The organism is Denitrobacterium detoxificans, assembly GCF_015062615.1.
GTDB classification, from domain to species: domain Bacteria; phylum Actinomycetota; class Coriobacteriia; order Coriobacteriales; family Eggerthellaceae; genus Denitrobacterium; species Denitrobacterium detoxificans_A.
This window is the reverse complement of record NZ_SUUH01000008.1, coordinates 28146-46061: the sequence shown is the minus strand read 5'-3', so window position 1 is coordinate 46061 and position 17916 is coordinate 28146. Positions and strand designations below refer to the sequence as shown.

Genomic DNA, 17916 nt, shown 5'->3' with positions numbered 1-17916 from the left:
CCGAGAATTTCGCATGTTCGCCGTAACGACGTAAACGTGTTACATCTGAATACGGTATGCGTCTGGAACCATATGCGTCAAGCCACAATATATGGCATGCGTCCGCATATATGCGACCATGGACGCAATTTAACCAAAAGACGCGATCTAACTGGGGTTATTCAATCCCTTGCAGCAATCCTTCAAGAACAGGGTCACCGTAGTTCCCTTGCCCTCTTCGCTCTGCACGTCCATGTAGGAATCGGGGCCGAAGTAACCCAAGATGCGTTCGTTGATATTGCGCACGGCAATGCCCAAACCCGTGGAAGAACCGGGGGCGGCAATGTTGCGGCGCTTGTCCTCGCTCATGCCCACGCCGTCATCCACGATCGATATGAGCAAATCATCGCCCTCGCTCCATGCCTTCACGGAAATATGCAGCGTGCCACGTGCGGGCATGGCGTGCTTAACCGAGTTCTCCACCAGGGGCTGCACCATGAACGCAGGAACGAGCTTGCCGGACAGCGAAGCGGGAATGTCGGATTCCATCTGCAGGCGCTCCTCGCCGAAACGCGCAATCTCGAACGTCAGGTAACGCTGCGTCTGATCGATTTCGCGCGACAGCGGGATAAGGTCGGACGCATCTTCGAGCGTGCGACGGTAGAATGTGGCAAATTCGCGCAGCAGCACGCGCGCCTTGTCGGGATCGGTGCGCACGAACGACGCGATGGTATTGATGGTGTTGAACAGGAAATGCGGGTTAATCTGACTCTGCAGGGCCTTTAGCTCCATCGACGTGGCGAGCTTCTTCTGCTCCTCCAGCGCCGAGGCCGCCACCTGCGTGGAAAGCAGTTCGGCAAAGCCCGCGGCGATGGACTGCTGCGTCTCGTTGATATTGCGCGGGCGCGGGTAGTAGAACTTCAGCGTGCCCACGGCCTTGCCGCTCACGATGAGCGGGGCAACAATACCAGCGTTGATGATGTGATGGTCTTCGGGAAAGCCAATTTCGCTCGAGGAATGAAGCACGCGCATCTTTCCATCGTCGATGGTGGCATGCGTGGCAACCGTTCGAATGGGCGATCCCTGCTTGTTGTATTCCTTGCCGCTGCCTGCGTAGCCGATAATCACGCGCTCGTCGGTAATGGCCACGGCAATGGCACTCGTGGCAGGCAGCAGAGCCTCGCAAATCTCCTGAGCGCTTGTCTGGTTCAGGCCACCCGACATGCTAGCAGCCATCTTGCTGGCCAGCTTCAGCACGGCGTTGCTCTGCACAGCGCGAATGCGGTCGGGGTCGAGCCAGAGGCGAATAAGAATGATGAGGCTGATGGTGAAAATGGTGCCCACGGCCACCATGAGTTGCATGTTGCGCATGGGGTCGATGACCATCACGATCATACACACTGCCGCAATAACCGCGACAAAGGCGAATGCGGCTTCCGCCAGCAAGTATTGGGTATGACGGGAAACATGCGAGAACATAGGCAGACCTTCCTAATTGCCCAAAGAGACGATCTCGTTCACGGCGAGCATGATGGCCATAAGCATCAACATGCCGCCAAAGATAAGACGCAGCACGCGGTCGGGAATGCGACGCGCAAGCTGAGCACCCAATACGGCACCGGGAATAGACCCCACGGCCAGGGCGAGGCCCGCAAGCACTTGCACGTTTCCCAGCAGGTATTGCGTGGCCGCACCGGGAACGGACAGGATAGCCACGGCCAGAAGCGACGTGCCCGACGCCTGGCGCATGGAAACACCCGCATAGGCCAGAAACAGCGGCACCATGATAAAGCCGCCGCCCACGCCCACGTAGCCACTCAGCACGCCGGCGGCAAGACCAACGCTAGCTCCCACCAGGATGCGACGGCGAGGTGGTATGGCATCCTCTTTCGATTCAGGGCCGCGAGCATCCTGCGATAGCGCATCGACCTTGCGCACGGACGCCTTGGGCTTGCGCAGACCCTTCGCGAGCATGCGAGATGCACTGTAGACGATAACGCCAGCCGCCACCAGCATGATCAGCCACGACGGCGATACGCTTGCAAGCCACACGCCCACAGGGCTCGTGCAGGCACCGCCCAAGCCAGCCGCCAACCCCACGGGCACCAGGCACGTGCGGTTGCGAACATGCGTAATCACGCCGGCAATCGACGTAGGGATGATGGTGAAAAGCGAGGTGGCAGTAGCTTGAATGGCCTGCAGGCCATAGCCCAAACGAAGCAGGGGAACGATGATCGTTCCCCCGCCTATGCCAAGCATCCCCGAAAGGACGCCTACGATGACCCCAACGAAAACGGATATGGCAAACGTCGCCAAAAGGGGCACCTATGCTATTCGGAATCGGGCAGATTCAAGCGAATCTCGCTGGTAGCGCCCGGATCGAGGCTTTCCTGCTGGCGCATTTCGCCATGGCGCAAAGCCGCCGATTCCAGCAGCGCCGTACGTAGAATGCGATCGTTTTCCGTGCGAGCCATAAGCTCGGGCCATATGTACTGGAACTCGAAGTACTTCGAGCAGTTCGATTCCGCGTATTCCGTGGCATCGGTAAACGCCACTTTCGCGGCATTGCGATACTGCTTCTTGTCGGGACGCCCGAAGCTGCGCAGCAACGCCGTGCGCATGATGCGATGGCGAATGCCCGGCTCCAGGAACGGCCCAGGATACGGCATGAGCGATTCGGGCTTCACCTGGTTCAAGTCGATCTGCGTACGCGCGTATTCCATCTTGCGATACTCGTAGAGCCAACGGAAGATGTCCTGGCGGAAACGCGTGCCCTCGCTCTTCGTGTCGGGCGGAAGGTGCAGCATGACCCATTTGTTGTCGAACCAAATGTCGGAACCGTACATGCGCAGGTTGAGCATGTAGTCGAGGTCTTCGCCGCGCACGACCCAGGGGTCGAAGCAAACGCGACGATACGCTTCGCGATGGAGCACCAGGCAACCGCCGCACACGTGGTTGCTGCGCGAAAGACGCGGGCCACGCATGGCCGAATCGATCCAGGAATTGAACGCGGAGCCCTGCTCCCAGTAGCGGTTGTACCACTTGTCCTGGCTCTTCGAATGGTAGGTGCCTTCGGAATTCAGGTAGTAGCCCGTCTTGGCCAAGATGGGAATGCCACGGCGCGTAAGCTTGCCCAGGCCGTAGACGCCCTTCGCCAGGAACTCCGGATCCTGAATGACGACGTCGTCGTCGAGGAACACCGCGGAGTCGTAGCCGAAGATATTGGCCAGCACCAGGCCCAGATTGCGAACGGCGCTATAGCCTTCCAGGCCGATTTCGTATTCCATACGGCCCATGTTCAGCTGCTCGAAGCGCTGACGAATGAGCGCGAGTTCAGCCTGACCAACGGCGATGATGTTCAGCGACGGAAACTGGGCGCAGATGGCCTGCACCTTCTGCATAGCCGGAACGGCGGCGTCGCGTTCTGCTGCCACGGGAATGACGATCTGGCCCACGCCACGCACGCGCTGGAGCGATTTCAGCATGCGGCCCAGCTCGCCGGGGCGGGAAAGCGGGGTAACGTGGTCGTACACCGTATGATGCCCCGTGGGGCGCGCCTTCTCGCGAGCGGAAATGTATGTCGGGACGATGATTAGCGGATTCATGCCCCTCCTTTCGAAACCGCTTTATTGTAGCCGACGTAACGACCCTTGGCATCATGTTTCACCAAACCAGCCGCGTTCCGCTTGCCGGCAACGCGCCAGATGCAACGCAGGCCCGCCTTCCTGAGGTAGAAGGCGGGCCCATACCATGCCAACACTGGGAGGGATGTGCTGACAGGGAGCGATGTTATGCGCTATTCCTAGGCTTCCTTGATGTACTCGAGAGCCTCCGTGGCCGAGATATAGCCGGAATCGATGCACAGGCCATAGCAGAAGCCGGGGACGTCATAGTACGGCGAATAGTACAGGCTGCCCGAGTCGGTGCCCGCAGCATACAAGCCGGGCATGGGCGTGTTGTCCTCGGCCTTCAGCACGTTGCAGTTATCGTCGGTGCGCACGCCGCCGAAGGTGCTCCAGGCGCTAGGCTCGTTCTGCGTAACGTAGAACGGAGGCGTTGCCACCTTCGAGAGATACCAGGGGTTAGTGCCGAACTGGGCATCCACGCCCGCGTCGCAGTACTTGTTGTACTGGGCAACCGTTTCCTCCAGGTCGGTGAGGCCGAAGAATTCACCAAGCTCCTTGAGCGTATTCGCCTTGTAGCACCAGCCTTCCTTGATGCCCTCTTCGATATCGGAATCGAGATTCTCGAGCACACGATCCTTGAAGTAGTTGCCGATGAACCAGTTTTCGCTGGTAGCGCCCTTGGCGGTGGTGTACTCGTACAGGCCCTGGGTCTTCATGGCATCCACGTAAGCCTGGTCGACCACGGCGTACCACGGGGCGTTCAAGATGATCTGCTCGCTGCCGTAGCTCATGGGGTAGTCGCACAGCAGGCCCTCGTTAATGAAGCGCTTGCCTTCGGCGTCCACCAGCAGGCAACCATACAGGCCAAACTTGAAGGCGGTGTTCTGGTCGAACTTGTCCTGCTTGGCAGGGCGGGTGGCCAGACTGTTGGTTCCGCCATACTCGCAGGGACAGTAGCCAAACGTCTTGTCGAGAGCGGCACCCGCAGCCTCGGCGGCCAGGATGGTATCGCCCGTGCAGATGCTATCGCCGCCACGCGCAACGTTGAGCTTGCGCGTATGCAGGAAGCGCTCCTGCAGGTCGCGATTGCCCAGGTAGCCACCTGCGCACATGATTACGGCCTTGCAGTTGTACGTGATGTTCTTCTTGCTCTTCGTGCAGTTCGCACCCGTGACCTTGCCCTTATCGTCAACCACGAGCGACACGAACTCGGTATCGAACTGAATGTCGATGCCATCGGCCTCGACGGAGCTCTCCCACAGTTTCACGCGCTCATCGGACGGAATGGTGATCAGGTGGAAGCCGCCCTTTTCACCCACGAACGGAGTCTCGAAGCGGAAGTTCGTCTCCTTGAAGGTGTAGCCAATGCCCTCGAGCTCGGCCACGGCGTTCTTCGACTCTTCCAGGCAGCGGCGCAGCAGAGCCGGATTGGGCGTCCAGTGGGAGTACTCCATGACATGGTAGAACGCGTCATCGACGGTGAGCGTCGTACCGCCTTCCTTATTCTGAAGCACGTCGGTGCCCACGGCGAACGGCCCCGAAACGTACATGCCATTAGGCGCGGAATAGTCGGCGCCCTTTTCCAGGATGACGACCTTCGCACCACCCTGAGCGGCCACGTGAGCAGCCATCATGCCTGCAGCGCCAGCGCCGACGACCACGATATCCGCTTCGCGGGTTTCATCGGCCTTGAACTCCTCGGCGGCCTTGGACGAATCATCCGTGCTAGCGGAATTGGCCGACTTGGCCTGACCGCAGCCAGCCAGCGCGCCCATACCCGCAATGCCAAGCGCCGAAAGCGCGGCACCCTTCAGGAATCCGCGACGATTCATGTCTACGTTAATCGCCGACGTTACTTCTTTTTCCTCCATGCGTTCCATGCAAACCTCCCTACTCCCTGTGTTAAGTTGTGTGGAACATATGAAGACACCGTAGTGCTTGAAGCTGGTTGAGGGTCAAGGGCTTTTCGCGAAATAGTTATCTACCTGGATATACGCATTATTTGAAACGACGAATGGCACTTCGCTAGGCTAAAGTGGAAAAAATTTCTTCATGAATTCGCGTGATAGCGTTACAAATATCTAACGCGCAAATTTACGTATTGCGATACATGAGGGCCCGCAATACGCGGGGTTCGCGGCGTTTTCGCTGCCTTCCCCCACTACCAACATGGAAAGGAGAGCAAGCCACCGCATGAAGGACCATTACGAAAAGGTCATCACGCTCTGCTGCTTCCTTTTCATCTTCGCAAACATCGGATTGCCCAGCACGTCGTTCAGCGTCTATCAGCCCTATATCGTGGCAATGCCCGCCGTGGGCAACACGGGCGGATCCATCATCCTGGCTGTCCGAACGCTTACCACCATCGTGGCCATGCTGTTCGTGGACCGCTATTTCAACCTGCTCGGCGCGCGCATGGGCGTGTGCTTTGCCACCATCCTCACGGCCATGGGCTTCTTCGCATACTCCATCGCCACGGCCATGCCCATGTTCGTCATCGGCGCCATACTTGCAGGCGCGGGATACGGATTCGGCGGCATGGTGGGCATGACCATGCTTGTGAACAGGTGGTACGAAGGCGATCGCGGAAGCGCCATCGGGTTTGCCACCGTGGGCAGCGGCGTGGCGAGCATCGTCATCCCCATCATCGTGGTTGCTATCATCAGCAACATCTCGCTGCAAATCGCCTTCATCGTAGAGGCATACATGGCGCTCATCATTGCAGCCATCATCGGCGTATTCCTACGCAACGACCCCTCCGCCATGGGGATGCAAAAACACAAGCACGTAGCGACCGCCGCCGAAAAGGCGCATCGCGTCACCCACCACAAGCCCATCCCCATGCCCAACAGGGCGCGCAATCGCTTCTTCCTGGCGCTTGCCGCCGTGGGCGGCATCTGCATGGGCGCGCTCACGTATCTTTCCGTGTACCTTACGACTTCGGGCTACAACGACTTCTTCGCCGCCGCCATGCTTTCCGTAGCCGGCATTAGCCTGACCATCTCGAAATACGCCACTGGAAAGCTGTTCGACAAGATCGATACGGCACGCGCAACGGCCATCATGTTCGGCCTGCAGACCACGGGCATCCTCTGCCTGTGCGCAGCAGTGCTCGTAAATCCCTTGTTCGCGATTGCCGGATCGGTGCTCTTCGGCGCAGGCATGGCGCTGGGCACCGTGGGTACGTCGGAATGGTCGCTGGAGCTGGCGCCCGAACACGGACGCGGCAAATTCATCAAGAACTGCCAGGTCGTGTACGTCATTGGCGGCCTGGTCATGAACTTCCTGCCCGGCCCGCTCAAGGACCTTCTGGGAAGCTACTTCTATACGTACGTCATCCTGTTCGTGCTTTCCGTTGCCGCCATGGTCATCGTCGTCGCCACGCTGAACCGCTGGCGCGCGCCCATCGAAGAATAGGCAAGCCTACTGCAGCTTCATTCTTCCCCTGCCCCTATTTAGGTGGGGATTATCTTGACCTTGAAGCTGGTTTAAGGTGTAGTTTGTCTTATAGGGGAGATAGATATGCCGTCTTGGGAGGGGCCATGCATATCAAGGAGTTTTCGGCCATGACAGGCCTTAGCCACTCAAGCATTCGTTTCTACGAGAAACGAGGACTGCCGCAATCACCGCGCGAGGACAACGGATACCGCGACTTCTCGCCCGAAGACGCGTTCCGCATGAACGCATTCCGCAAGCTGCTTTCGTACGATTTCAGTATCGACGAGGCCATCAACTACATCGACAGCCCTCAGGCAACCGATGCTTTTCTGACCAGCCTTGCATCGCGCAAGGACAACATCGAAGAGCAGATCGAGATCCTAAAGCGACGCGTGGACACCATAACGAACGCGCTTGGCTACATAGAGCATAGGGAAGGCGATAACGTCTTCTCGATTACGAACGCGCCCGATTGCCTGTACATCCAGGCATCCGTGAAGCGCGACTTCAGCGTTTCGATGAAGCGGCAGGAAACCATCGCGGAGTTCTATGGCCTACTGGGAGCTTCGCAGTGCATGCGCATCATCAAGAGCCACCTGGTGGAATCGAAAGCGCGCACGGTAATACCCAATTACATCATCGGCGTGCGTCAAACCGATGCCCACCTGCTTTCGCGCAACGCTCGCCAACACGCGCGCCTGCTGCCTCTGGGCCCCTGCGTGTATTGGCGGCGCGAAATCACGCGCTCCGAGGGCACGAAAGGCTCATCCTACGAGCCGCTGCGCCGCTATCTGCGAGAACACAATCTGAAGATAGCCGGCGACATCCTCACGGCACCCCAGTTCCTGAACCTGGACGGCAAGGGCACCGACGTAGAGAACATCTACGCGCCTATTGAGGAATAGCAAGCACGCCCCATCGTATAATGGACGCAACTGAAGGCAAACGATAGGAGCGCCATGCGCATCGGACCATTCGGCGTGACCGAACTACTCATCATTCTGCTCATCATCGTCGTACTGTTCGTGGTACTGCGCAGGAAGAGCAAATAACCGCATATCGCAGCGTAAAAAGGGCGCCGGCTGCACATCGCAACCGGCGCCCTGTGCTTGTATGGGACGCTCGCTATTCGAAAATGGCCTTGGAAACGACGTCGTTGTGCGCCTTCAGACGGGCAGCCGTCTCACGCACCACGAACCAGGCGCCATTCTTGTCGAAGTTGGCGCGCGCCTGCTCTTCGTGACCGGGCGTCATCTCATGCAGGGCAGCTTCGATGTCGGCATCGGTGACTTCCTGGCCCATATGGCGGAAATACGCATCGAGCGCAAAGCCCTGGCGCAGCGACTCACGCGCCTGCATGGCAATCATCATGCTGAACTGCTGCTCGTTGGCACCCTGCTGCTGAGCGTACTGGGCGATAGTCATGCCCTGCGCAGCCAGGTTTGCCTGCATGTTCTGCAGGATATCGCGATGGGTGTTTTCCAGATACAGATCGGGAATGTTGGCGTCAAGGCGCTTGGCGAGTTCGGCATCGACCATGTTCTCGTCCTGCAGCTTCTGCTGCTGAGCGAGCTGAGCTTCCATGCGCTCCTTCACGGCAGCGCGGAAGCTTTCAACGGTTTCGCCCACACCCGCGCCCTTCATGCTCTCGCGCACGAACTCGTCGGTAAGTTCGGGAACGCGGCGAAGACGCTTTTCGATGAGCTTCGCACGCACGTTGAACGTGTCGGGAGCAGCGCCATCGGGAGCGCCCGGCAGCTTGGCCGTGAAGTCGAACGTACGCTCGTCGCCCGGCATCATGCCCACGACAGCGTCGATGAAACCGTCGGGCATTTCGCCCTTCACAAGCGCAATGCGCGAGTTCTTGCCGGAAAGGCTGGCAGCTTCCTGGCCATTGACCTGCGTGGTCATGTCGAACATGGCGTAATCGCCCACCTCGAGCGGGCCGCCAGCCTGCTCGAAGGACGCAAAGCGCTCCATTTCCTGGGCAATCTGCAGGCTGACCATCTTGTCGGTAATCTCGATGGACTGGCGCTTCACGTGCACGGGCGAATAATCGGTGAGCTCATATTCGGGGCGCAGAATGAGATCGATCTTCATCTCGAGCGCATTCTCGTCGAACAGGCCATCCACACGCTCAGCCGTAGACTGCGGCGTAAACATGATATGCAGGTTCTTCTGGTTCACCACGGCAGGCGCAGCCATGGAAGCCACGTACGACGTAAGGCCCGCAGCCACATTATCGGCACCGAACTTATCCTCGAGAGCCGCGCGAATTTCGCCACCCTCGCCCGGAGCCAAACGAGCCTCCTGCGCCAAGCCCAGCAGGCCCTCGCGCACCATAGAAGCCTTGTCGCCAGCCGGAATGCGCACCGTAACGCGCATCACATGGCCGTCATTCACCAGCTCATCAGACAGAATCTCAATAGCCATAACAATCCTCTCGTCTAAATAATCCGCGTATAGGATAGCAGCAAACCAACCCTCCAAGCCCCAAATCCCGGCGAGCAGAACCAACTCGCATCAGGGCGGAAAGCGCAGAGAGCTCCCGTGGGATCGCCCACGACCCGGCGAGCGGACTCCCCTCGCAGCAGGGCGCGCAGCGAAGCGTCCGCGCCCGTGGCCCCACGGCCCCAACCAACTCGCGGCAGGGCGAGAGCACAGCGAATCGCCCGTGAGATTGCCCCAACCAATCGGATTCCGCCCACAGCAGGGCGGACAGCGCAGCGCATCCGCCCGTGGAGCACCCCACGACCCGGCGAGCGGATTCCCCTCGCAGCAGGGCGGACAGCGAAGCGCCTCCGCCCGTACGATTGCCCCGCAAGAGGGACCCGCCCGCAGCAGGGCGCGCAGCGAAGCGTCCGCGCCCGTGAGGCAACCCCGCGACCCGGCGAGCGGGACCCACTCGCAACAGGGCGGACCGCGCAGCGCGTCCGCCCGTGAGGTTGGCCACAACCGGCCCCGGGTTCCGCAACCCGCAACACGCAGCGGCGGGGCGGGCGAGCCCCTGCGGTACCCTGTGAACACCAACCAAAGCGCTGATTCCCGGGGTTGGGGCCGCGGGCGAAGAGAACCCGAAGGCGCAAGCCGAAGGGTTCTCGCCGCCCACGGCCCCAACCCCGGGACAGCGCCAGTACAAAACTCCTGAACAGCGCAGCGCACGAGCACGGCTTAACCCCTCAGAACCAAAAAGGCTCCGAGAGGAACCCCCCCCTCGAAGCCAAGCAAACCCACAACACCGCCGTGCGAGCAGCGGAGCGAGGCGTGCCGCAGGGGCTCGCCCGCCCCGCCGCGGACGGGTTGATTGCCCTACTCTGTGCGCAACGCCTCCACGGGATCGCGGCGACTCGCGTTGCCCGAGGGAATCAACCCCGCGACGAACGTGAGCAGCACGCTCACGCCGATGAGCACGACGCCCGAAACCCAGGGCAAAATCATCACGTTCTCGACGTCGAACGATGCAGCGACAATCGCGTTGACGGGTATGCTCACCAGCACCACGAAGCCAATGGCGAACACGCCAGCTATCAGGCCCTCGATGATGGTTTCGGCGTTGAACACGTTGGCAACGTTGCCCTTGCTGGCGCCCATTGCGCGCAGAATGCCAATCTCCTTCTTGCGCTCGAGCACGGAGATGTAAGTAATGATGCCGATCATGATGGAGCTCACCACGAGCGAAATGCTCACGAAGGCGATGAGCACGATGCTGATCATGTTCACGATGTCGGTAACCGAGCTCATGAGCGTACCGGCGATGTCGCTGTACTGGATGGTGCGACTGTCATTGCCCTCATCAGTCATGCGCTGGTTATAGTTGTCGATGATGGAGAGCACCTGCTCCTTCGCGGCGAAGTCCTTCGGGTAGATGCCAATGGATTCGGGATTATCCAAGCTGGCGTACCCCAGCTTCTCCAAGTTGCCATCGTACGTGAGCTCATCGGCATTCATGTAGTTGGTCAGCAGCGACACCAGATCGTCCTGAGTCATGTTGAACTGAATGGCGTTCGCGAAGGCGTCAGCGTCGAAGGAAAACGCGCTCTGCAGGCTATCCGACAGGCCCGACATCTGGCCGGTAAGCGAACTGCCAATAGCCGAGGAGAGCTGCGATCCCAGCTGACCCGTTGCCGCCGCCATCTGGGCGGCCATCTGCGTGGCCATTTCAGTGGCCATGGCCTGCGCAGCCTGCGAGATCAACTCGCCCATGGCCTGCTGCATGTAGGGGGCGTACTGGTTGGTCATGTAGTCCTGCATGGCGGTTTGCAGCGCATCGCCATACGCCTGACCTATGAGCGCATTCAGCTGGGCCACCTGCTGACTCACCGAATCGGTCTGCAGGTACGTAGCCCAATACTGCTGCATCTTCGCGGAATCCTGGAAATCGGCAAGCGAGCCGCCCTGCGCGATCACGTAGGGCGCGAACCCACCGGTGATTTGCCCGGAAACGGCCGTTATCGCCGCGCGCTGCTCGTCGTTTATGGAAGGATTCATCTGCGAGAAATCGGGCTGCGGGGCGTTCGCGATAAGCGCGGCCATGGTATCGGAATCGAAGAGACCCGACATATCCACTCCGCTCATGTCGAGCGAGTTCGCATCAAGGGAAAGGCCGCTCAAATCCATGTTCGACATATCCATGCCGCTCAGGTCCATGCCCGAGAAATCCAGGGAGCTCGAATCGAACCCGAACGCGCTCGACAGCGCCTCCTCGTCGACCTTGAACATCGAGCTCATGTCAAAATCGGACGCCTGGCTATCCTGCAGCTCCTCGAACGTCTTACCCGTGAATACGTCCACGTCGGGGTTCGCAAGCTGCTGCTTCACGATATCGGAAGACGCGGCCAGCTCCATGAGCTTCTGCGTGAGCTCGGGCGTGTACGCCACGCCCTCGTTGAGGACCGCGGAGCTGGATGCGGAAGCGGGCTTCACCACGCCCACGATCTTCAGGTCGATGCCCTGGTTGACCTGCTCCTTCATGTACTCTTCGTCTTTGCTCATGTCGGTCCAAGTGCTCTGCTCCGCGTTATAGCGGTACATGGAGCTCGCGGGGACCACCTTGAACGACAGATTCAGCGCATCGTCGTACGTGAAATCGCCCGACGTTTCGGGGACAACCACCTCGTCGCCATTCAACGCCTGCTTGACCATGTCCTCCATGACCGACGTATCGTAAACGCCCAGGCTATAGAGGGTGTAATCGCTAATGGCTCCCGAGGAGCTGAGCACGAGCACGGCTTCGTTGTAGTTTTCGGGCCAACGGCCGGCAACCACGTCCATCTGGTCTTCGAGCATTTCGCGATTGTCGAGCATCTCGCTGAACGACGACATGCCCGAGCTGCTGGAAAGCGCACTCGAAGAGATGCCGTTCTGGAAAACCGACTTCATGGACGAGGGGTTGAGCTGCGTTACGCCCGAAGACGTATCGGGCGAGAAAACGTTCGCGTCGATGCCGTAGCTGTACTGAATGGTGTTCACGTACTCGTCGATGCCGCTTTCGCCGCTTTCCAAATACTGCTTGAACGCGGAAAGGTCGTTGTTCTTCACCTTGGCGAACATGTCGGTCATGATGGTGGACTCGGGAATGTTGTTCGACGTAGAGAACTCCCCGTCGCCCGATCCTTCCGAATCGCTGCCCGTGGTATAGCCCATGGTGGCCGTGAGCAGGCTCGATACGTCGAAGCTGCTCTTGGTTACCGTAAGCGGATAGCTGGTAAGGGCTTCTTCCTCGGTATCCAGGATGTAATTGTTCACGCCGTTGGAAAGCGCCAAGATGGCGGCAATGCCAATAATGCCGATACTTCCCGCAAATGCGGTAAGAAACGTACGCCCCTTCTTCGTCATGAGGTTGTTGAACGAAAGGGCAAGCGCAGTAAGGAAACCCATCGAGGCCTTCTTCTCCTTGCCGCCCTCTCCCCGAGCAGGGTCACCCATGTGAACGTCGGTTGCCGCATTAAGCGCAGCGGCGGCGGCGCGCACCGCTTCGTTGGCAGGGTCCGGAACGCCCACGATTGCCGAGTCGTTGAACGGGTTGAACGCATCGCTATCGCTGATAATGCGGCCGTCGGCCAGGCGCACGATACGCGTGGCATACTCTTCGGCCAGTTCGGGGTTGTGCGTAACCATGATGACCAGGCGGTCGTCGGCGACCTTCTTCAGGATGTCCATGACCTGGATGCCCGTTTCGGTGTCGAGCGCGCCCGTGGGCTCGTCGGCCAGCACGATATCGGGATTGTTCACCAGCGCGCGGGCAATGGCAACGCGCTGCATCTGGCCACCGGAAAGCTGACTGGGCTTCTTATGCAGATGATCGCCCAGGCCCACCTCGGCCAACGCCTCGGCGGCACGACGCTTTCGCTCCGCGCGCCCTACGCCCGAAAGCGTGAGCGCCAGCTCGACATTCGAAAGAATGGTCTGATGAGGAATGAGATTGTAGCTTTGGAACACGAAGCCAATGCGATGGTTGCGATAGGTGTCCCAATCGCTCGAACGGTAATCTTTGGTGGACGTGCCGTTGATGACGATATCGCCACCATCGGCGTGGTCCAAGCCACCCAGAATATTCAACAGCGTGGTCTTACCCGAACCCGAGGGACCCAGAACCGCCACGAACTCGTTATCGCGGAAGTTCAGCGTCACGCCATCGAGCGCCTTCTGCACGAAATCGCCCGTCTTGTAGGACCTTCTCAAGCCCTTTACTTCAATCATGCGATACCAACCCATCCTAGACCGCATGTGCTCTATTCAATCGCACACTAGACAATATATGGGCACTCATTATAGAAAGGCATAGCATCGCAGATGACGCCAGCAGAACTCTGCAACCGAATCGCCATCTTTCACATGGCATAATGGAGGCTCGACACAACTATCGAGGTGACCCATGAGATTCCTGCACACCGCAGACCTGCACATAGGCAAACGCGTTCGCGGCTTTTCGCTGAAGGAAGAGCAGGAACGCGCACTGGAGCATATCGTGCGCATCGCATGCGAAAAACGCGTTGATGCCATCGTGGTGGCGGGCGACGTATACGACAAGCCCGTGCCTCCCACCTGGGCACTTGGAGCTCTCGAGCACTTCCTGGAACAGGCAACCGATGCGGGCATCACCGTCATCATGATCGCAGGAAACCATGACAGCGCCGAACGCCTGGCCTTTGGCGCCCGTTTCATGAGCGCCGAACGCGTATGCATTGCCCAGCCCTTTTCGGGCGAGCCGCAATTCATCGACCTGGATTCCGCCACGGGCGCAGCGCGCTTTCACCTGATCCCCTTCGTGCGCCCCGTGCACGTGCGCGCAGCCTATCCCGAAGAAGCGGAGCGCATTAGCAGCTACACCGATGCGCTGGCATGCGCCGCGCACCATCAGCCACTGCGCGACGATGCAGCAAATGTGCTGGTAGCGCACCAATTCGTGGTGGACGGCGAAACCAAGCCCGAAACGTGCGAATCGGAAACCATCGTGGTTGGCGGGCTCGACAGCGTGGAGGCGCGCGTGTTCGATGCGTTCGACTACGTGGCGCTGGGCCATATTCACGGACCGCAACGCGTACGTCGCGATACCGTGCGCTACAGCGGAAGCCTGTATCCGTATTCGTTTTCCGAAGCAGGCAGACAAAAGCACGTGGACATCGTGGACATCGACGAATCCGGAAATGCGCAGGTCACCAGCGTGCCACTTCCCGAGGAGCGAACCCTTCGCGAAGTACGCGGAACATTCGAGGACCTGCGAGCGGCCGCGCAGACCGACGCACACGCAGATGACTACCTGCACATCACGCTCGAAGACGAGGCGCTCATGGATGCCATGGCGAAGGTGCGCGAATTCTACCCGAACGTCATGCAACTCGACTTCGCACACGATGCTCAGGCATTCACTGGCGATACACAGGAAGTAGCGCATAACGTGCGGAAACGCGATCCCCTTTCGGTCGTGAGCGACTACTACGAACAGCAGGCCGGCGAAGCGCTTTCGGAACAGCAACGCGAGTTGCTGCACGTCATCATCGAGGAAGCACGCCAGGAAGAGGAAGGGGGCGCCCAATGAGGCCGCTGGAACTAGACATGGCCGCATTCGGCCCCTACCCCAAGGAAGAGCATATCGACTTCGATGCGATCGACAGCGGCATCTTCCTCATCTGCGGCCCCACCGGAAGCGGCAAGACGACGCTGTTCGACGCCATTAAATACGCGCTCTTCGGCCAAACATCGGGGCAACGTCGCTCGGAAAACACCCTGGCCAGCGCTTTTGCCGACCCCGCCACGGAACCCTACGTGCAGCTGCGCTTCACGCACGGCGGGAACACGTACGCCGTGCGCCGCACGCCACCCCACAGAAGTCCAAAGAAGCGCGGAACCGGATTCACCGAGCGCCCTGCAACGGCCGAGCTTACCTGCGAAGACGATGGCAGCGTGCTAGCCAGCAAGCCCACCGACGTCAACGCGGCCATCGAGGACATACTCGGCATCAGCGCAAATCAGTTCAGCCAAATCGTCATGATCGCGCAAGGCGACTTCAGCCAGCTGCTCACCGCCGACACGAAGCAGCGCGGCAACATCTTCCGCCGCATCTTCGGCACGCAACTCTACGAGCGCGTGCAAAGCATGCTCTCCGACCGAAAGAACGCCCTGGAAAAGCAGGTTGGCTCGCTGGAAGACAAGGCCCGTTCGCACGTGGAGCGCATCGTCGCAGCCGAGGGTGACCCCGCCTTCGATCTGGAATCATGGCAAGCGGCAGAACGCGTCCTGCCGCTCTGCCCCACCATCATCGAAGCGCTGGAGCGTTCCCTGCAGGCCGACAAGGAACGCAACGCCGCCGAAACCGCCGAGGGCAAGCGCCTCGCCGAAGAGAAGGCGAAGGTCGACCAGACGCTTGGCGAAGCAAAGGGCATCGAAGACGCCCGCCGAGGATGCGCGGAAGCGCAAGCCTACCTTGCCGAGCACGAAGAACCACTCGCCAAGGCGAAGGAACTCTACGAACGGCTTGAAGCGGGCAGTGCTCAACGCGCCAAGCAGGAGGAATTCCTTACGCAGTTCACGCAGCAAAGCGAAAAGCTCGCCTCGCTGGCGGCACAAAGCGCATCTGCGGCAAAGGCCGAAGAGGCTGCACGTGCGCGCCTGGCAACAGCGCAAACGGAACGCGAAGAGGCGCGCAATACGGCGGAGGCCCTTCGCGCGCAGGTCGACAAGCTCGCCGATGCCGCTGCCGAAGTGCAGAAGGCGCAAACTGCGCTCGACGACGCTCTGCGCAAGGAGCATGACGTGCGCGAAGCTCAACGCGCATGCAAGGCGCTCGCAGGCAAGCAAGCAGCCAAAGAACGCGCTTTGCAGGCATATTCCCTGGCAGATGCCGCATACAAGAACGCACGACAAGCCGCTGACGAGGCTGAAGACGCATTCCTCGCCGCGCAGGCAGGCATCTTGGCAAGCACGCTTGCCGCAGGTGACGCATGCCCCGTATGTGGATCGACCGAGCACCCCCACAAGGCCACGCTCACCGAAGGGGCGCCCACGCAGGAGCACGTCGACGCGCTGAAGGCAGCGAAAGACGAGGCAGCCGCGAACCGGCAAAGCGCTTCGCAAGAAGCGGCGGCGGCGAACGCAGCATGCAGCGCCGCCGAAACGGCCTTCCTGGCCCAGGTAGAACGCGTATGCGGCACCACCCCGGCAACTGTAGACGAAGCAGAAGCCATCCTGAAGGATGCCGCAGGCTCCATCGAGGGCCATGCGCAGGCAGCCGAACGAGAACTGCGTGCCGCACAGGAAAGCAATCGCCATGCCGAGAGCCTGCGAGCCAAGGAGCGCGCGGCACGTGAAGCACTCGCCGCCGCCGAAGACGCGCTCGCAAAGGCACGCGAAGCGCATCAGGAGACGCACACGGCCGCAACCACTGCTCAAGCGACGCACGAAACGGAGCGTGTCTCCTTCGACGAACAGGTAAAACGCCACCTGGGCTCCGACATCGCGGATACGCAGGAGAGCATCGCACAGCTCGCGGATGACCTAGCCGAGGAAACGAAGCGCTATGAGCGCGCCAAAGCGGATTACCGCACGCGCAAGGAAGCATTCGACCAAGCCAAGGCACGCATGGAAACCTATGCCAAGCAGATTGACGGCAAGCCGGAAATAGCGCTCGACCCCCTGCGCGAACAGGCGGCAAAGCTCCAAGAGCTCATCGAGGAACAGCGCAACGCCTACGTGAACACCCGCCATCGAATCAGGACAAACGAGGAAATCGCTCGTGCCCTTTCCGACCTCGTGGCACGTGGGGCCAACGCCGACAACGAGTACGCCACCATCGCCCGCCTGGCAGACCTGGCAAGCGGCAACGGCGCGGGACGCGCCGGAAAGCTTTCCCTGGAAACCTACGTGCAGGCCCTCTACTTCGAAACGGTGCTCGCCGCCGCGAACGAACGCCTGACCATTATGTCGGAAGGTCGCTATGCGCTCGAGCGCCGCACCACGAGCACCGACAACCGCAGCAGGACCGGCCTGGACATGAACGTGCGCGACGCCTACACCGGCACCAGCCGCGATGTAAACACGCTTTCCGGCGGCGAAAGCTTCCTCACGTCCCTATCCCTGGCCCTGGGCTTTTCCGACGTCATCCAACGCGAAGCAGGTGGCATACAGCTTGATTGCATGTTCATCGACGAAGGATTCGGATCGCTCGACCCCGATACGCTGGAACTCGCCCTGCGCATTTTCGACGAGCTTAGCCGCGACGACCGTATGGTGGGCATCATTTCCCACATCGACGAACTGCGCGAACGTATCGAGAATCAAATTGTCGTGCAGAAAAGCCATAATGGAAGTAACATTTCGATGAAAACCCTCTAGAACCAATTCAATTTTGTACTTTATAATGACTTCAAATACATTG

10 protein-coding genes are annotated in these 17916 nt (G+C 59.9%); 4 read left to right on the top strand and 6 right to left on the bottom strand.

Annotated elements, in window-relative coordinates; all coding sequences use genetic code 11:
- Positions 1 to 147: 147 nt before the first annotated feature.
- The 4 genes from E7002_RS08815 to E7002_RS08800 form a co-directional block, all read right to left on the bottom strand.
- Positions 148 to 1458 carry a histidine kinase gene (locus E7002_RS08815; protein WP_303728531.1) on the bottom strand — a complete coding sequence of 437 codons (1311 nt, stop codon included), beginning with the start codon at positions 1456 to 1458 and terminating at the stop codon, positions 148 to 150.
- A gap of 12 nt (positions 1459 to 1470) precedes the next feature.
- The gene (locus E7002_RS08810; RefSeq protein ID WP_303728530.1) at positions 1471 to 2295 is read right to left on the bottom strand and encodes a sulfite exporter TauE/SafE family protein; all 825 of its coding nucleotides are present in this window, start codon (positions 2293 to 2295) and stop codon (positions 1471 to 1473) included.
- A gap of 14 nt (positions 2296 to 2309) precedes the next feature.
- Positions 2310 to 3584 (bottom strand): hypothetical protein, encoded by a 1275-nt coding sequence (locus tag E7002_RS08805; RefSeq protein WP_303728529.1) that lies wholly within the window; start codon positions 3582 to 3584, stop codon positions 2310 to 2312.
- Positions 3585 to 3781: 197 nt separating this feature from the next.
- The gene (locus E7002_RS08800; RefSeq protein ID WP_303728527.1) at positions 3782 to 5485 is read right to left on the bottom strand and encodes an FAD-binding protein; all 1704 of its coding nucleotides are present in this window, start codon (positions 5483 to 5485) and stop codon (positions 3782 to 3784) included.
- Between the two features lie 313 nt (positions 5486 to 5798).
- Between E7002_RS08800 and E7002_RS08795 the strand changes: the two genes are divergently transcribed.
- Together E7002_RS08795 and E7002_RS08790 are read left to right on the top strand one after the other, a co-directional pair.
- The gene (locus E7002_RS08795) at positions 5799 to 7022 is read left to right on the top strand and encodes a nitrate/nitrite transporter (protein ID WP_303728526.1); all 1224 of its coding nucleotides are present in this window, start codon (positions 5799 to 5801) and stop codon (positions 7020 to 7022) included.
- A gap of 125 nt (positions 7023 to 7147) precedes the next feature.
- Complete coding sequence (locus E7002_RS08790) at positions 7148 to 7948, top strand: MerR family transcriptional regulator (protein WP_303728525.1); 801 nt, start codon at positions 7148 to 7150, stop codon at positions 7946 to 7948.
- 220 nt (positions 7949 to 8168) lie between these two features.
- On the opposite strand, the gene E7002_RS08785 is transcribed toward E7002_RS08790, so the two are convergent.
- Both E7002_RS08785 and E7002_RS08780 read right to left on the bottom strand, forming a co-directional pair.
- On the bottom strand, positions 8169 to 9476 hold the full coding sequence (locus E7002_RS08785) for a trigger factor (protein ID WP_303728524.1): 1308 nt from the start codon (positions 9474 to 9476) through the stop codon (positions 8169 to 8171).
- 876 nt (positions 9477 to 10352) lie between these two features.
- The gene (locus E7002_RS08780; RefSeq protein ID WP_303728522.1) at positions 10353 to 13742 is read right to left on the bottom strand and encodes an ABC transporter ATP-binding protein/permease; all 3390 of its coding nucleotides are present in this window, start codon (positions 13740 to 13742) and stop codon (positions 10353 to 10355) included.
- 175 nt (positions 13743 to 13917) lie between these two features.
- Here E7002_RS08780 and E7002_RS08775 point away from each other — a divergent pair, with 175 nt between their 5' ends.
- Both E7002_RS08775 and E7002_RS08770 read left to right on the top strand, forming a co-directional pair.
- Positions 13918 to 15081 (top strand): exonuclease SbcCD subunit D, encoded by a 1164-nt coding sequence (locus tag E7002_RS08775; protein ID WP_303728521.1) that lies wholly within the window; start codon positions 13918 to 13920, stop codon positions 15079 to 15081.
- Complete coding sequence (locus E7002_RS08770) at positions 15078 to 17873, top strand: SMC family ATPase (RefSeq protein ID WP_303728520.1); 2796 nt, start codon at positions 15078 to 15080, stop codon at positions 17871 to 17873. The genes E7002_RS08775 and E7002_RS08770 overlap by 4 nt, the downstream gene beginning before the upstream one ends.
- The last annotated feature ends 43 nt before the right edge of the window (positions 17874 to 17916 follow it).